This is a genomic window from Mesobacillus maritimus (genome assembly GCF_044803185.1).
Classification (GTDB): Bacteria; Bacillota; Bacilli; order Bacillales; family Cytobacillaceae; genus Mesobacillus_B; species Mesobacillus_B maritimus_B.
Genome location: NZ_CP085225.1, coordinates 4,406,109 through 4,421,768, shown reverse-complemented (window position 1 = coordinate 4,421,768; position 15,660 = coordinate 4,406,109). Strand labels below are relative to the sequence as shown.

Below are 15,660 nucleotides of genomic sequence, written 5' to 3'. Positions count from 1 at the left end.
AAGAAAATGGAAACTCTTAGAGCTTTTGCTTAAAAAATTAGGAGGTAAAACATTATGGCAGACATGATTAAATTGACATTTCCAGATGGAGCAGTAAAGGAGTTTTCTGCCGGTACGACGATTGAAGATGTTGCAGCTTCCATTAGTCCGGGACTTAAGAAAAAAGCACTCGCTGGTAAAGTTGATGGAGAGATGTTTGATTTGCGTCGTCCAATTGAGGCAGACGGAGCAATTGAAATCATTACAACAGACCGCGCAGAAGCACTTGAAGTTCTTCGCCATAGTACAGCACATTTAATGGCGCAAGCAATCAAGCGTTTATATAAAAATGTAAAGCTTGGTGTCGGTCCTGTTATTGAAGGTGGCTTCTACTACGATATGGATCTTGAGGAATCCTTAACTCCTGAAGACCTGCCGTTAATTGAAAAAGAAATGAAGAAAATCATCAATGAGAATATTGAAATTGTCCGTAATGAAGTCAGTCGCGACGAAGCAATCCAGCGCTACAAAGAAATTGGTGATGAATATAAACTAGAGTTGATTGAAGCAATTCCAGCGGATGAAAAGGTTACAATCTATGAACAAGGTGACTTCTTTGACCTTTGCCGTGGCGTTCATGTTCCGTCAACAGGGAAATTGAAAGAATTCAAACTTCTTAGCATTGCGGGTGCTTACTGGCGCGGTGACAGTGATAATAAAATGCTTCAGCGTATTTATGGAACAGCATTCTTCAAAAAAGAAGACCTTGCTGAACACTTACGCCTTTTAGAAGAAGCGAAAGAACGCGATCATCGTAAGCTAGGGAAAGAGCTTGGTCTCTTTACGAACTCCCAAAAAGTCGGTCAAGGTCTGCCACTTTGGTTACCAAAAGGAGCAACCATTCGCCGCATTATCGAGCGCTATATTGTCGATAAAGAAGTAAGCCTTGGCTATGACCATGTATATACTCCAATCATGGCAAACGTTGAGCTTTATAAAACTTCTGGTCACTGGGATCACTACCATGAAGATATGTTCCCGACAATGGATATGGACAACGAGCAGTTAGTTCTTAGACCAATGAACTGCCCACACCATATGATGGTTTATAAAAACAGCATGCACAGCTATCGCGAATTGCCAATTCGAATTGCTGAGCTAGGAACAATGCACCGCTATGAAATGTCAGGAGCACTTTCTGGTCTTCAGCGTGTTCGTGGCATGACTTTAAATGATGCCCATGTGTTTGTCCGTCCTGACCAAATCAAGGAAGAATTCAAGCGGGTTGTGGAATTAATTCTTGCAGTGTATAAGGATTTCGATCTTAATGACTATTCCTTCCGGTTATCATACCGTGATCCACAAGATACTGAGAAATATTTTGATGATGATGAGATGTGGGAAAAAGCACAAAGCATGTTGAAAGAAGCAATGGATGAGATGGGTCATGACTATTATGAAGCTGAAGGTGAAGCAGCATTCTACGGTCCAAAACTTGATGTACAGGTAAAAACAGCACTTGGAAAAGAGGAGACTCTTTCAACTGTCCAGCTTGATTTCTTACTTCCAGAACGCTTTGATTTAACTTATATTGGCGAAGATGGTAAGCATCACCGCCCAGTTGTTATTCACCGTGGGGTTGTATCCACAATGGAGCGCTTTGTTGCCTTCTTAATTGAAGAATACAAAGGTGCATTCCCAACATGGCTTGCACCGATTCAAGCACAAGTGATTCCGGTTTCTCCAGATGTTCACTTCGACTACGCGAAGCAGGTTCAAGAGAAATTAAAATCAGCAGGCTTCCGCGTTGAATTAGACGCCCGTGAAGAGAAAATCGGCTATAAAATCCGCGAAGCACAAATGCAAAAAATTCCGTATATGCTCGTTGTCGGTGATAAAGAAATCGAAGAAAACGCCGTTAATGTTCGTAAATATGGAGAACAGAAGTCAGAGACAATCAGCTTTGAAACATTCCTTGACACTTTCCGCCAAGAGGCGAAAAGGTTTTAATAATAAGCAAATTAAAAAAAGATTGCATCTATCGATTTAATTTGTTACAATACTAAACGTTGCAACAATAACTAGCAATTCGTTGACACGATATCAACGTTATGATATAGTTACAAAGGTATAATTGAATACGGTTTGTGGAAAGAAGAGGCACCCGCTTCTCACCTGATTGACGCTAATGAGGCAGTTGACAGGTTTTACGTTAACAACTGTCATTTAGTGTGATTTCGTAAAGTGTGGGTGTTTCACCCGCACTTTTTTATTTGCAAAAAATGCTTCAGTCGGTTAGCGCTTGGAGCCTGACTATAGCCCATGCGATTATTCTTTGCCCAAACTATGTATTCCGATAAAACCTGGAGGTGGCTAACTATTAGCAAAGATATGCTGTTAAACGAGGGCATCCGTGCCCGTGAACTTCGTCTTATTGACCAAAATGGCGATCAGCTAGGAATCAAAAGTAAAATTGAAGCACTGGAAATTGCTTCTCGTGTAAATCTTGATGTTGTCCTTGTGGCACCGAATGCGAAACCACCTGTAGCCCGGATCATGGACTATGGTAAATTTAAATTCGAGCAACAAAAGAAAGACAAAGAAGCACGTAAAAATCAAAAAATCATTACCACTAAAGAAGTGCGTCTGAGCCCAACAATTGATGAGCATGACTTTAACACTAAGTTACGTAATGCAATCAAATTCTTGGAAAAAGGCGATAAAGTAAAAGCATCGATTCGATTCAAAGGTCGTGCAATTACTCACAAAGAAATTGGTCAGCGTGTTTTAGATCGTTTCTCTCAAGCATGCAAGGATGTTGCTACAGTCGAGTCCCATCCAAAGATGGACGGACGCAGCATGTTTCTGGTTTTAGCCCCTAAAAACGAAAAGTAACAAGGAGGAAGTCCCTAATGCCAAAAATGAAAACTCACCGTGGCGCTGCAAAGCGTTTCAAGAAGACAGGATCAGGCAAACTCAAGCGTTCCCACGCTTTTACTAGCCATATGTTCGCAAACAAATCCCAAAAGCAAAAGCGTAAGCTTCGCAAGGGTGCAATGGTTTCAAAAGGTGATTTCAAACGTATCCGTCACCTATTAGACAACATTAAGTAATCATCGAGACAGCTCGATTTATATAGGAGGGAAATTACATGCCACGTGTTAAAGGCGGTACAGTTACGCGCAAGCGTCGTAAAAAGGTTCTTAAATTAGCAAAAGGTTATTACGGTTCAAAACATACATTATATAAAGTTGCAAATCAGCAGGTAATGAAATCATTACAATATGCTTATCGTGATCGTCGCCAGAAGAAGCGCGATTTCCGTAAGCTATGGATTACTCGTATCAATGCAGCTGCTCGTTTGAACGGTCTTTCTTATAGCCGTTTAATGCACGGTCTTAAGCTTGCAGGTGTTGAAGTAAACCGTAAAATGCTAGCTGAGCTTGCTATTTCTGATGAAAAAGCATTTACTCAATTAGCTGATGTTGCAAAAGCTCAATACAATAAGTAAGAATGTAAAAAGCCATTCCATCGGGATGGCTTTTTCTCATGGGGGATGTTTGGGATGAGGTTAGAGTTTGTGGTGTTCCTTTTAACTATAAATCTAGTAGGATTTATTATAATGGGTGTAGATAAAAGCAAAGCGAGAAAGAGGCAGTATCGCATTAGTGAAAGAACACTGTGGATGTTGGCTATCTTTGGTGGATCTGTTGGCGTAACAGCAGGAATGCTATACTTTCGTCACAAAACGAAACATCTGCAGTTTAAATATGGATTGCCTTTGATTGTGTTTCTTCATTTAATAGGGGTAGTATATATTGACTCAATAGCATAGAAAAAACCGTCTGCTTAAAAGCTAACGGGCTCTGTTTTGAAGTAGTTATTCGCACCAAAGTAAATAAGTAAAGAAAAATGCTTGGAGACATTGAACTGCTCCAAGCATTTTTATCCTAAGATAAGCACGGGTTAGCGATGATTTCCAAACCTTCAAGAATTGCCAGTGTATAAGCCATGAAAATAAGGGGAGAAATTACTCTTATTTAATAAAAAGCAAGAAAAATAGAGTAAATAGAGGGAAAAATTCCCCCTATTTACTCGAAAAACATGAAAATGGACCATTTTGCTTTGCTTTAACGGTAAAAACTCCCCTTATTTAAACAATCAGAGGTTACTCAATTAAGGATGAGATAGAACCCCTATATATATCAACAAAAAAGAAGCAGTCTAATCAGTTGGGAATAGGACTGCTAATTGGTGCGATAATTTAGTTTTTGTATTCGAAATCCGCGGTTACATACATGCTGAACGATTTTGTGTGATTGAATTTAATCCATATCTGGTTTTTTGTCCATGAATTCCTTCACAGGGCTTTTCCAGTTAATTTCTGCATTCGGGTAGACCTCAAGGATTTGATCCTCGATAAAAATAAAATCTTCGTAGGCTAGACCCTTTAAAGCATTATTACTCTTTGGCCAAAGGTGAACCGAAACGACTTCAAAGGCATATTCGGTTGTTCCTAAATATTTTTCACCTTCAAATAGAACCCCTTTGTAGGTGATATGAAAATTTTTCCTGACATTCTCGGGATCATCATGGAAATAAAAGCGCTTCTGCTCATGTGCGAGCTCTAGTTTCCTTTTAGGGTGCACCAAATATCGAACTGTACTATATAGAAGGAAGATAATTGCGGCAAATAGAAGAAGTCGAAAAATCCATAACATAAATGTTCCTCCACTACTCATTTTCCTTATTTACGAATCTACATGTAGAATAGTTTCATTTAAACGCAAATTTCCTATATACTTTTTTTGAAAAGGAGGAACAACATGAATGTAGAAAAGCTTTATCACATGCAAGACGCTCTTGATACACATATTGAAGAAAAACATGGGTTAAAGGAAGAGGATTTATTTGACCGAAAAATGCTGGCTCTATTAGTGGAACTAGGCGAACTCGCGAATGAAACAAGGTGTTTTAAATTTTGGAGCCTTAAACCAGCTTCCGATAAAGCCGTTATTTTAGAAGAATTCGTAGATGGAATCCACTTTATTTTATCATTAGGGCTAGAATCTGGTTTCCGTTACAAGGACGATCCATCCGAAAAAAATCATGAAAGCAGCGTGACTGAACAATTTTTAAAAATATACGGTACCATTCATGAGTTTCGAGTAAACCGGACCTCACAAGTGTACACAAAATTGTTTAGAGATTATTTAGATTTAGCGGTTATGCTCGGTTTTACTGAAAAAGAAATTGAGCAGGCATATATTGAGAAAAATGAAGTAAATTATGAAAGGCAGCAAAAAGGATATTAGGGCTTCTTTTGTACTTTACCTTTCTGTTTCTGTATAATAAAAATCGAAACTACATATTAAGGGAGTCGAAATAATGGCTAAATTAGATGAAACATTAATAATGCTTAAAGATTTAACCGACGCCAGAGGAATTCCCGGCAACGAGCGTGAAGTTCGCGAGGTTATGAGCAAATACATAGCACCTTATGCAGATGAATTGACCGTTGACGGTCTAGGAAGCTTAATTGCAAGGAAGGGTCAAACAGGCCCTAAAATCATGGTTGCTGGCCATTTAGATGAAGTCGGTTTCATGGTCACACGCATTGATGACAAAGGATTTGTTCGCTTCCAGACAGTCGGTGGCTGGTGGTCACAAGTCATGCTGGCACAACGCGTGACAATCGTAACTAGCAAAGGCGACGTTACAGGCGTCATTGGATCAAAGCCTCCTCATATCCTTCCTGCTGAAGCACGGAAAAAGCCGGTTGAAATTAAAGATATGTTTATTGATATCGGTGCTTCAAGCCGTGAAGAAGCAGAGAGCTGGGGCGTAACTCCTGGAGATATGGTTGTTCCTTACTTCGAATTTACGGTGATGAACAACGAAAAAATGCTCCTTGCAAAAGCTTGGGATAACCGCATCGGTTGTGCGATAGCTATTGATGTCATGAAACAGTTAAAGGATGAAAACCTAAATAACACAGTTTATGGAGTCGGCACGATTCAAGAGGAAGTCGGTCTTCGCGGAGCTCGTACTTCTGCACAAGCGATTCAGCCAGATATTGCGTTTGGAGTCGATGTCGGGATCGCGGGAGACACTCCAGGTATCTCTGAAAAAGAAGCAAATAGTAAAATGGGGGATGGCCCACAAATCATTCTGTACGATGCAAGTATGGTATCCCATAAAGGTCTACGTGAGTTTGTAACAAACGTTGCAGATGAACTTAATATCCCGTACCAATTTGATGCGATACCTGGAGGCGGAACAGATTCAGGTGCAATCCACACTACCCATCGTGGAGTTCCGTCACTATCGATTACAATCGCAACTCGCTATATTCACTCTCATGCAGCAATTCTTCATCGCGATGACTATGAAAATGCCGTCAAGCTGATTGTAGAAGTCATCAAACGTTTGGATCAGGATACAGTCGATAAAATTACCTTTGATTAATAGAAAAAGGGAGCTTAGTGTAGGCTCCCTTTTAGTATTTATTGGTTGAATAAAGTACATTGTTGTTACATACTGTTGCTTGGAGCTGGACTAGTGAATCAAGATAAAGTCAAGGAGAAAAACAGCGTTGAAGCCGTCAATGTGACCGTTTTTCTGAGTTCAATTGTAGTTTGGTCACATTAAAGTATCCAGGGCTAGGCGCTAAGCTGGCCGGGATACTGGACTGCCCGCGGAAAGCGAAGTGCCTGGAGCGGAAATCAACTACCACGTTTAACGCACATTACCCAATAAAAAATCCCCCGGCAAAAGTCGAGGGAAGCGAACAGTTTAACTATTTTTTTAACCCATTCTCCAATGTTGACAGCATTTCCTGCTGATCTTCTTGGGATGCATTTTGCCAAATCACTTCAAACAAAACGCCAAGACCTGGAAGCATCTTTTCCTCCCCATTTTGAATCGCGTCAACAATTGTACCCTTTAGTTCGTCTTGTGTATTACCAGAAACATTTTCAATAATCGCATTGCGTAAATTCAAATTCATGTATAAAAACTCCTTTCTAAACCTTAATCTAAATATAGGATTTACAGAATTACTTTTATTATGTAAAAAAATTACGTTATAATAAAAAAATTGATGAAAAAGAAGAGGAGTGTCATTGTTTGAAGTACATCCAATCTGCAACAAATCCGCAGGTAAAACAATGGAAGAAGCTACTGACGAAAAAAGAACGAGATAAATCGAAAACTTTTATAATAGAGGGTTTTCATCTTGTTGAAGAAGCATTGAAGAATAAGGCTGAGGTTGAAACCATCATTTTAGCGGAAAGTGTTGACTTGCCTCCAGGACTAGACTATGGTTCCGTACCTGTTATTAAAGTGAGCGAAGAAATTGTACGTTCATTAGCTGATACCGAAACAACTCAGGGAGTGTTTGCTGTATGCCAGCAACCATCATCTGCAAATCCAGAAGGAAAGACCTTTCTCTTAATCGATTCTGTTCAGGACCCAGGTAATCTTGGTACGATGATTCGAACTGCAGATGCCGCTGGAGTCGATGCAGTCATCGTAGGAAAAGGAAGCGTGGATATTTACAATCCTAAAGTGCTCCGGTCGGCACAGGGAAGTCATTTTCATCTACCGGTAATAAGCGATGATCTTCATGTGTGGGTGGATAAACTGAAGGAACAAGCAACGCCGATTTATGGCACAGCACTTGAAAACGCAACATCCTTTCAGGAAGTACAAGCAGGTGGAGCATTTGCTTTGCTTGTTGGCAATGAAGGAAGCGGTGTAAGCCCTGAGTTGTTGGAAAAAACGGATCGTAACCTTTATATCCCGATTTTGGGTAAAAGTGAGTCATTAAATGTTGCTGTTGCGACAGGGGTATTGCTTTATTATTTAAAAATCGCCTAAATAGTACAATTTTATTAGAATTGGTTTGCCACAATGGAAAGAATATACTATAATAAACGCAAAAATGATTAAAAGCGTTGACGGAGAAGAGTAGCTGTCCAAGGCCATTAAAGGGAGAAAATGCCATCAGACTGGAAGCATTTTTATGGTACAGATATGTGAATTCACCTCCAGAGCTGGCATCGGGACCATTCAAATGGAATGTAAAGATGCACCGGCATATGCCGTTATCCGAATGAAGTGAGCAGACCATACATATTTGTATTGCCTGTTAAAAAGGGTGGTACCGCGAAACCAGACTTCGTCCCTTTATTGGGGATGGAGTCTTTTTATTTTGCCTAAAATTGAAGGAGGATTTAAACATGCAGGAGCGATTAAAAGAACTGCAGGCTGAAGCACTTGAAAAAGTTACCCAAGCTGCGAACTTGAAAGAACTAAACGATATTCGCGTTTCCTATCTTGGGAAAAAAGGTCCGATTACGGAAGTGTTAAAGGGGATGGGGAAATTATCTCCTGAAGAAAGACCGAAAATGGGTGCGCTTGCGAATGAAGTTCGCGATATGATTACCGGTTCAATTGAAGAAAAGCAAATTGCGCTTGAAAAAGCGGCTGTTGAGCAAAAGCTAGCTGCTGAAAAAATTGATGTAACCTTACCAGGCAGACCTGTAAAAGAAGGCAATCATCACCCACTTACTAGAATCATTGAGGAAATTGAAGACCTTTTTATCGGAATGGGTTATACAGTTGCTGAAGGACCAGAGGTAGAGAAGGACTATTATAACTTCGAAGCGCTTAACCTTCCAAAAGGTCATCCGGCTCGTGATATGCAAGACTCTTTCTATATCACAGAAGAAATTTTACTTCGTACCCATACTTCACCTGTACAGGCAAGAACGATGGAACAACGTCAAGGCAAAGGACCAATTAAAATCATTTGCCCAGGAAAGGTTTATCGCCGCGATAATGACGACGCGACGCATTCCCACCAGTTTACGCAAATTGAAGGTCTTGTGATTGATGAGAACATTCGCCTAAGTGACCTTAAAGGAACACTTGATGTATTTGCGAAGAAAATGTTCGGTGCTGATCGTGAAATTCGTCTTCGCCCAAGCTTTTTCCCTTTCACAGAGCCATCTGTAGAAATGGATATCTCTTGTAAAATGTGTGGTGGACACGGCTGCAGCACATGTAAAGGAACAGGCTGGATTGAAATTCTTGGTGCAGGAATGGTTCATCCAAATGTATTGGAAATGGCCGGCTACGATTCGAAAAAATACAAAGGATTTGCATTTGGAATGGGACCTGAACGAATTGCGATGCTAAAATACGGCGTCGATGATATTCGCCACTTCTATACAAATGACATCCGTTTCTTAAAGCAATTTTCGGTAACTGAATAGGGATTAGGAGGAATAACAATGCTTGTATCATATAAATGGCTACAGGAATACGTCGATTTAACAGGCGTTTCAGCTGAAGAATTGGGAGAGAAAATTACCAAAAGCGGGATTGAAGTTGAAGGCGTCGAAACACTAAACGAAGGCCTAAAAGGAATTGTTGTTGGCCATGTGCTTGAATGTGAAAAGCATCCAAACGCAGAAAAGCTAAACAAAACACTTGTCGATATTGGCGAAGAAGAGCCTGTTCAAATCATCTGTGGTGCGCCGAATGTCGCGAAGGGACAAAAGGTTGCTGTTGCAACTGTTGGTGCCGTACTTCCGGGCAATTTTAAAATCAAAAAAGCAAAGCTTCGCGGGGAAGCATCAAACGGGATGATTTGCTCACTCCAAGAACTTGGGATCGAAGCGAAGCTAGTGGCAAAGGAATTCTCTGAAGGAATCTTTAACTTCCCTGAGGATACCGAGGTTGGTCAAGATGCCTTGGCTTTACTTGGAAGGGACGATCAAATTCTTGAGCTTGGCTTAACACCAAACCGTGCGGACTGCCTAAGCATGCTTGGCGTTGGCTACGAGGTAGCGGCAATCCTTGAGAGGGACGTAAAATTACCAGAGCCAAAGACAGCTTCTGCTACTGAAAAGGCTGAAGACTACATTAAAGTAATGGTCGATGCCAAAGAAGATAATCCGCTTTATACGGCTAAAGTAATTAAGAATGTAAAAATCGGACCATCTCCACTTTGGATGCAAACAATATTAATGGCAGCTGGAATCCGTCCTCATAATAATGTCGTGGATATTACCAACTACATTTTGCTTGAATACGGTCAGCCGCTACATGCATTTGATTATGACCTTCTTGGTTCAAAAGAAATTCTCGTCCGCCGTGCGAAACAAGGGGAAGAAATCACGACTCTTGATGATGCTAAGCGTACGTTGACGGAAGATCATCTTGTAATTACAAATGGCAGTGTGCCTGTTGCGTTGGCAGGAGTAATGGGTGGAGCAACCTCTGAGGTGAACGCAGATACAACAACGGTTTTACTTGAATCAGCGTATTTCACTGGACCAGTGATTCGTAAAGCATCTAAAGACCATGGACTACGAAGCGAAGCAAGCTCTCGTTATGAAAAAGGTGTCGACCCTGCGCGCGTACGTCCAGCAGCTGAGAGAGCGGCAGAATTGATGGCCTTGTATGCAGGTGGAGAGGTTCTAGAAGGCGCAGCTACAGCAGATAGCTTAACACTCGAACCAGCAGTTGTTTCCGTTACGCTTGAGAAAATCAACCGTGTGATTGGAACAGAGTTAACTATGCAGGAAGTAGAAGCTATTTTTACGCGTCTTCAGTTTGAATCAACAGTTGATAATGGCACTATTACGGTTACCGTTCCAACACGCCGTGGTGACATTACAATTGAAGAAGACTTGATTGAGGAAGTCGCTCGTCTTTATGGGTATGACAATGTACCAAAAACGTTGCCGCAAGGGGCTGCAACTCCAGGTCATTTGTCAGAGTATCAGCTAAAGCGTCGTCTAGTTCGTCGCTATCTTGAAGGAGCTGGTCTTTACCAAGCGATTACGTATTCCCTGACAAACCAAGAGAAAGCAACACAATTTGCGTTAGAGAAGCGTGAGCCAGTTGAGTTGGCAATGCCGATGAGTGAAGATCGTAGCCTGCTTCGCCTAAGTATTGTTCCACAATTGCTCGAGGTGTTGAAATATAATACAGCACGCCAGAATGATAGCTTAGCCGTTTATGAAACAGGTGCGGTGTTCTTGAAAAATGATGGAGAAGATCTTCCAGAGGAAGAAGAGCACTTAGCGGCTGCCATCACAGGATTATGGGAAAACCATCAGTGGCAAGGTGAAAAGAAGCCAGTTGATTTCTACGTTATCAAAGGAATTCTCGAAGGACTTTTTGCGAAGCTAGGCTTGGCAGATAAAATTAGTTTCAGTGCTGCTGAAAGAGAAGGGATGCATCCAGGACGGACAGCTGAGCTTACTCTAAATGGAGCAGCAATTGGTTTTGTAGGGCAGGTACATCCAACTGTTCAAAAAGATATGGATTTAAAAGAAACCTATGTGTTTGAATTGAACTTGAAGACTGTTTTAGAAGCAGGCACTGCGCCACTTCAGTATGAGTCAATTCCACGTTTCCCATCAATCACAAGAGATATTGCGCTTGTGGTCGATAAAAATAAATCCGCTGCTGAGTTACAATCGATCATTGTAGAAACAGGCGGCAAGCTGTTGAAAGACGTTTATGTGTTTGACTTGTATGAAGGAGAGCGAATGGAAGCAGGTAAAAAATCCATTGCCTTCTCATTGAAATACTTCGATCCGGAAAGAACTCTTACAGACGAAGATGTAACCAAAACCCATGAAAAAGTGTTGAAAGCTGTTGAAGAACAGGCTGGAGCAGTATTGAGGGGTTAAACTAGTTGAAAGAGGGCGAACTCAAAGTTTGAGTTCGCCCTCTTTTTTAGCCCTTTTTAGCCAATTTCATCGCTTTATCCGTGTTGGCAAAGTGAAGTTTTACAAACTCAGGTAAACAATCGGCCCCTTTGCTCTTAATTAACCGAGCTGCGGCAACATCTACTTGGGCTCCTGCTCCTTTTGGTAACACAAATCCAGCCTTTTGCCCTAATTTATCCATATGTTGAACGAAAGCATAGCGAGCAATCATGGAAGCTGCTGCAACGGCCAAATGGACAGTCTCCCCCTTTGTACTAAAAAAGACCTTGTCGCGTACTACCGTCCGTTGTCCCTTTAAATAATTATAATAGATTTCTTCCTTTGCAAATTGATCAATAAGAATGGCCTCGGGTTTTTCGGGAGCGATTTTATCTAAAACATGCTGAATTGCCTGATTGTGCAGCAATGCCTTTAGTTTCCCCTGAGACATGCCTGAGCCCTGCATTTTGTTGTATTTAGGGTTATGTAAGGTTAGTAAACTATAAGGGACAAATTTAACTAGTTGTTTAGCCACCTCAATGATTTTATCGTCCTTCAAATTTTTACTATCCTGAACGCCAAGTTCCTTTAAAAGCTCAATATCCTCTTTTCTCACATAAGCTGCTACAACGGTAATCGGCCCAAAGAAATCACCTGTTCCAACCTCATCCGAACCGATTACGGACAATGAACGAAAGTTTGCTGGTAAATTGGAGGCTACTGCTTTTTTCTCAACCTTTTGTGAAGATGCAGCTGGAGAGCCCCATTTAGCAGCCTCAATCTCGCCGTCTTTTCCCTGAAATAGTACCTTTCCAGATTTATAGGCCGTTATTGCACAAGAAGGTGTTTTGGCAGTAAACACCCCACCTGGGGGCACTTTTTCGCTTAGAAAGCGACTATAGTATTCCTTCATTTTATTGATTTCAATAGTGGTTGCCTTGATAACAGAATTCCCCAATTAATGAACCTCCTTTAAATTATGAACGGATATAACCCAAGAACAAGATAAGAACAAAAAACTTGACGTAAAATGACAGCTTCCGACTTTCCAGCTTTTTTCCTTCGTGTTATAGTATAGAATAGGATTCTTACGAATGGAGGCGGAAATGTTGTCAGACACCAAAAAAACGCGTACAACTGTTGACATATATGGTCAGCAATACACAATAGTTGGAACGGAAAGTACTAGTCATGTAAGGCTAGTCGCCTCTTTAGTTGATGATAAAATGCGGGAAATAAGCATCATGAATCCTATCCTTGATATAAATAAATTAGCTGTTCTGACAGCAGTTAACGCGGTTAATGACTATCTGAAGGTGAAAGATCGTGTAGAACGACTTGAAGCAGAAATTCAACGGTTAAAGGAATGAAACGATAATGCTTGATCTTGCTATTCTATTTTTATTAGTAATTGGCTTTTTTATTGGGTTAAAAAGGGGCTTTATCCTTCAAGCCATTCATATGACTGGTTTTATTATTGCTCTCATTATAGCTTATATTTATTATGACCAGATTGCTCCAAAACTGACCCTGTGGATTCCATATCCTACCTTCGGAAGCGGAAATATGCAAATGATATTCGACAATCCCAATACAGAGGATGCTTATTACCGCGCCATCGCATTTGTCGCGATTTTTTTTGCGGTAAGAATTTTCCTTCAAATTATCGGGACCATGTTTGACTTTGTTGCCAATTTACCAGTTTTAAAGACTTTGAATGTTTGGGCTGGTGGCATACTCGGTATCGTCGAAGTATACCTATCCCTGTTTATTCTATTATATATTGTGGCATTATTGCCAATTGAAATGATTCAGGGACCACTCAATGACTCAATCATTGCCAGTGGAATCATTAAACATACCCCAATACTATCGGAACAACTAAAACAATGGTGGTTCGAAGCAATCTAACTTCTCTCAAGTGGAGAAGTTTTTCTTTTGAATTTCATTTATCGCTGATTTTCTATAAAATATATGAAGAGTTGATTTAGTGATTTTACTAGTAAGGCTGTGGTACCTTGACCATCATATATAAACACGGTTGATTGGAGCGGAAGGCACGAAGACTCCAGCGGGAGTGCAGGCCAAGGGAGACTCCGCAGGAGCGAGGCGACGAGGAGGCTTCCGGACTGCCCGCGAACCGCTCGTGCCTGGAGCGGAAATCAACATCCTAGTGATTAACAGCCAATAATAAAGGCAGGTGCGTAAAATGTCAGTAGTAAATAAAAAGGATGTAGTCAAACTACTAGAAACCATTGCGATCTATATGGAGCTAAAGGGAGAAAATCCTTTTAAAGTATCTGCGTTTAGAAAAGCCGCAAATGCTTTAGAATTAGATGACCGCAGTTTAGCAGAAATCGGTGAAGTAACGGCCCTACCCGGGATCGGAAAAGGGACAGCTGCAGTCATTGATGAATATATGACAGAAGGAACGTCTACCGTTTTAAAAGAACTTCAGGACGAAGTACCAAAAGGTCTAGTCGCATTGCTTCAAGTACCAGGACTTGGGGGTAAGAAAATCTCCAAATTACATAAGGAATTAGCAATTGAAGATGCAGATGGCCTTAAGCAGGCATGTGAGGAAGGGAAAATTCGCGAGCTTGCCGGATTCGGGAAAAAATCAGAAGAAAAGATTCTCGCTGCGCTAGCCAATATTGGCACGCGGCCAGAGCGTTTGCCGTTAGCCTATATGCTACCAATAGCCGAGCAGCTTGAACTCTATTTAGATAAGATGGATGGAATTGAAAAATATTCGCGAGCGGGGAGCCTACGTCGCCAACGCGAAACCATTAAAGATCTTGATTTTATCTTGGCTGTGAATGATGCGACCAAAGTAAAGAAGCAGCTAGAAGAACTGCCAAAAATTAAAGAAATTATTGCTGCTGGAGACACAAAGGTTTCGCTTACGTTTGCACTCGATTATGATGTAAGTGTAGACTTTCGCCTTGTCCAACCAGAAGAGTATAGTACCGCGCTTCACCATTTTACAGGGTCAAAGGATCATAATGTCCGGATGCGACAGCTCGCAAAGGAAAAAGGTGAAAAGATTAGTGAGTACGGTGTTGAGAACGTAGAGACGGGGGAAGTCCTTACCTTTGAATCAGAGGAAGTCTTTTATCACCATTTCAACTTACCTTTTATTCCACCTGAGTTACGTGAGGATGGCAGCGAAGTAGAGCACTATAAAGAGGACTTAAATTTAATCACCTTACCAGCGATAAAGGGTGATTTGCATATACACTCAGCTTGGAGTGATGGTGCCCATTCGCTAGAGGATATGGCAGAAGCATGCCGTGCACGTGGATACCGGTATATGGCGATAACGGACCACTCCCAGTATTTAAAAGTAGCAAATGGACTTACGCCTGAGCGTATTCGTAAACAAATCGATGAAGTACGGAAGCTGAATGCAAAGTATGAGGATTTTACGATTCTAACTGGAATTGAGATGGATATTTTACCAGATGGAAGTTTAGATTTCGACGATGAATTGTTAGCGGATTTAGATTTGGTAATCGCGTCTATCCATTCGTCTTTTTCACAACCGAGAGAAAAAATAATGGAACGTTTACGAAATGCGTTAACAAACCCTCATGTTGATATCATTGCCCATCCGACTGGCCGGCTTATTGGCAGACGAGATGGTTATGATGTGGATATAGAAATGCTGATTCAGTTAGCAAAGGAAAGTAATACCGCATTAGAATTAAATGCGAATCCAAATAGGCTTGATCTTGCTTCAGAACATCTTCGCAAAGCTCAAGAAGCAGGAGTTAAAATCGTAATAAATACAGATGCTCATAAGATGGAAACACTTGAACATATGAGTATTGGGGTATCGGCAGCGAGAAAAGGATGGATCAAAGAAAGTTCCGTTTTAAATGCAATGGACTTAAAGGATTTGCTTGATTTTCTTCATCATCGTAACAACTAAAGCCGAGCCCTCGCA

16 protein-coding genes and 2 other annotated features are annotated in these 15,660 nt (G+C 41.0%); of the genes, 13 read left to right on the top strand and 3 right to left on the bottom strand.

All coding sequences use genetic code 11. The annotated features are described in order from the left end of the window. The first annotated feature begins 54 nt into the window (after positions 1–54). The 5 genes from thrS (at position 55) to LG336_RS21415 (ending at position 3,814) form a co-directional block, all read left to right on the top strand. A complete protein-coding gene (thrS, locus tag LG336_RS21435) occupies positions 55–1,989 on the top strand; it encodes a threonine--tRNA ligase (protein ID WP_404329497.1) in 1,935 nt (644 codons plus the stop codon). A 136-nt stretch (positions 1,990–2,125) separates the two neighbouring features. Further along, positions 2,126–2,256, top strand: a sequence feature (ribosomal protein L20 leader region). Positions 2,257–2,370: 114 nt separating this feature from the next. Next, on the top strand, positions 2,371–2,874 hold the full coding sequence (gene infC / locus LG336_RS21430; protein ID WP_404329496.1) for a translation initiation factor IF-3: 504 nt from the start codon (positions 2,371–2,373) through the stop codon (positions 2,872–2,874). Between the two features lie 17 nt (positions 2,875–2,891). Further along, a complete protein-coding gene (gene rpmI, locus LG336_RS21425) occupies positions 2,892–3,092 on the top strand; it encodes a 50S ribosomal protein L35 (RefSeq protein WP_221875261.1) in 201 nt (66 codons plus the stop codon). Between the two features lie 38 nt (positions 3,093–3,130). Next, positions 3,131–3,490 carry a 50S ribosomal protein L20 gene (gene rplT, locus LG336_RS21420; RefSeq protein ID WP_404329495.1) on the top strand — a complete coding sequence of 120 codons (360 nt, stop codon included), beginning with the start codon at positions 3,131–3,133 and terminating at the stop codon, positions 3,488–3,490. A 54-nt stretch (positions 3,491–3,544) separates the two neighbouring features. Continuing rightward, positions 3,545–3,814: a DUF1294 domain-containing protein gene (locus tag LG336_RS21415; RefSeq protein WP_404329494.1), complete on the top strand. Its 270-nt coding sequence runs from the start codon at positions 3,545–3,547 to the stop codon at positions 3,812–3,814. Between the two features lie 490 nt (positions 3,815–4,304). Here the strand turns inward: LG336_RS21415 and LG336_RS21410 are convergent, their stop codons facing one another. Further along, positions 4,305–4,700: a sigma-w pathway protein ysdB gene (locus LG336_RS21410; RefSeq protein WP_404329493.1), complete on the bottom strand. Its 396-nt coding sequence runs from the start codon at positions 4,698–4,700 to the stop codon at positions 4,305–4,307. Positions 4,701–4,805: 105 nt separating this feature from the next. Here LG336_RS21410 and LG336_RS21405 point away from each other — a divergent pair, with 105 nt between their 5' ends. Both LG336_RS21405 and LG336_RS21400 read left to right on the top strand, forming a co-directional pair. Continuing rightward, the gene (locus tag LG336_RS21405; protein ID WP_404329492.1) at positions 4,806–5,294 is read left to right on the top strand and encodes a dUTP diphosphatase; all 489 of its coding nucleotides are present in this window, start codon (positions 4,806–4,808) and stop codon (positions 5,292–5,294) included. A gap of 73 nt (positions 5,295–5,367) precedes the next feature. Beyond that, positions 5,368–6,447 carry a M42 family metallopeptidase gene (locus tag LG336_RS21400; RefSeq protein WP_404329491.1) on the top strand — a complete coding sequence of 360 codons (1,080 nt, stop codon included), beginning with the start codon at positions 5,368–5,370 and terminating at the stop codon, positions 6,445–6,447. Between the two features lie 331 nt (positions 6,448–6,778). On the opposite strand, the gene sspI is transcribed toward LG336_RS21400, so the two are convergent. Beyond that, complete coding sequence (sspI, locus tag LG336_RS21395; RefSeq protein WP_404329490.1) at positions 6,779–6,988, bottom strand: small acid-soluble spore protein SspI; 210 nt, start codon at positions 6,986–6,988, stop codon at positions 6,779–6,781. A 119-nt stretch (positions 6,989–7,107) separates the two neighbouring features. On the opposite strand from sspI, the gene LG336_RS21390 reads away from it, so the two are divergent. The 3 genes from LG336_RS21390 (at position 7,108) to pheT (ending at position 11,693) form a co-directional block, all read left to right on the top strand. Next, positions 7,108–7,860, top strand: coding sequence for a TrmH family RNA methyltransferase (locus LG336_RS21390; RefSeq protein WP_404329489.1), 753 nt, complete (start codon positions 7,108–7,110; stop codon positions 7,858–7,860). A gap of 68 nt (positions 7,861–7,928) precedes the next feature. Continuing rightward, positions 7,929–8,172 (top strand) — a binding site (T-box leader). A 50-nt stretch (positions 8,173–8,222) separates the two neighbouring features. Next, positions 8,223–9,260 (top strand): phenylalanine--tRNA ligase subunit alpha, encoded by a 1,038-nt coding sequence (gene pheS / locus LG336_RS21385; protein ID WP_404329488.1) that lies wholly within the window; start codon positions 8,223–8,225, stop codon positions 9,258–9,260. Positions 9,261–9,278: 18 nt separating this feature from the next. Then, a complete protein-coding gene (pheT, locus tag LG336_RS21380) occupies positions 9,279–11,693 on the top strand; it encodes a phenylalanine--tRNA ligase subunit beta (RefSeq protein ID WP_404329487.1) in 2,415 nt (804 codons plus the stop codon). A gap of 46 nt (positions 11,694–11,739) precedes the next feature. On the opposite strand, the gene rnhC is transcribed toward pheT, so the two are convergent. Then, positions 11,740–12,669 (bottom strand): ribonuclease HIII, encoded by a 930-nt coding sequence (rnhC, locus tag LG336_RS21375; RefSeq protein WP_404329486.1) that lies wholly within the window; start codon positions 12,667–12,669, stop codon positions 11,740–11,742. A gap of 151 nt (positions 12,670–12,820) precedes the next feature. Here rnhC and zapA point away from each other — a divergent pair, with 151 nt between their 5' ends. The 3 genes from zapA to polX all read left to right on the top strand — a co-directional run bounded on the left by zapA (position 12,821) and on the right by polX (position 15,645). Next, on the top strand, positions 12,821–13,081 hold the full coding sequence (gene zapA / locus LG336_RS21370; protein WP_404333251.1) for a cell division protein ZapA: 261 nt from the start codon (positions 12,821–12,823) through the stop codon (positions 13,079–13,081). A 7-nt stretch (positions 13,082–13,088) separates the two neighbouring features. Further along, entirely contained in the window at positions 13,089–13,622 is a 534-nt protein-coding gene (locus LG336_RS21365; protein ID WP_404329485.1) for a CvpA family protein, read from the top strand. A gap of 298 nt (positions 13,623–13,920) precedes the next feature. Further along, positions 13,921–15,645, top strand: a complete 1,725-nt coding sequence (gene polX, locus LG336_RS21360) for a DNA polymerase/3'-5' exonuclease PolX (RefSeq protein WP_404329484.1) — start codon at positions 13,921–13,923, stop codon at positions 15,643–15,645. Positions 15,646–15,660: the final 15 nt, after the last annotated feature.

Bases quoted from the DNA above. Each gene is read 5' to 3' on its own strand.
- infC (WP_404329496.1), top strand. From the start codon at position 2,371: ATGCTGTTAAACGAGGGCATCCGTGCCCGTGAACTTCGTCTTATTGAC.
- thrS (WP_404329497.1), top strand. From the start codon at position 55: ATGGCAGACATGATTAAATTGACATTTCCAGATGGAGCAGTAAAGGAG.
- LG336_RS21415 (WP_404329494.1), top strand. From the start codon at position 3,545: ATGAGGTTAGAGTTTGTGGTGTTCCTTTTAACTATAAATCTAGTAGGA.
- LG336_RS21400 (WP_404329491.1), top strand. From the start codon at position 5,368: ATGGCTAAATTAGATGAAACATTAATAATGCTTAAAGATTTAACCGAC.
- LG336_RS21410 (WP_404329493.1), bottom strand. From the start codon at position 4,700: ATGTTATGGATTTTTCGACTTCTTCTATTTGCCGCAATTATCTTCCTT.
- pheS (WP_404329488.1), top strand. From the start codon at position 8,223: ATGCAGGAGCGATTAAAAGAACTGCAGGCTGAAGCACTTGAAAAAGTT.
- rpmI (WP_221875261.1), top strand. From the start codon at position 2,892: ATGCCAAAAATGAAAACTCACCGTGGCGCTGCAAAGCGTTTCAAGAAG.
- sspI (WP_404329490.1), bottom strand. From the start codon at position 6,988: ATGAATTTGAATTTACGCAATGCGATTATTGAAAATGTTTCTGGTAAT.
- LG336_RS21405 (WP_404329492.1), top strand. From the start codon at position 4,806: ATGAATGTAGAAAAGCTTTATCACATGCAAGACGCTCTTGATACACAT.
- polX (WP_404329484.1), top strand. From the start codon at position 13,921: ATGTCAGTAGTAAATAAAAAGGATGTAGTCAAACTACTAGAAACCATT.
- LG336_RS21365 (WP_404329485.1), top strand. From the start codon at position 13,089: ATGCTTGATCTTGCTATTCTATTTTTATTAGTAATTGGCTTTTTTATT.
- pheT (WP_404329487.1), top strand. From the start codon at position 9,279: ATGCTTGTATCATATAAATGGCTACAGGAATACGTCGATTTAACAGGC.
- rplT (WP_404329495.1), top strand. From the start codon at position 3,131: ATGCCACGTGTTAAAGGCGGTACAGTTACGCGCAAGCGTCGTAAAAAG.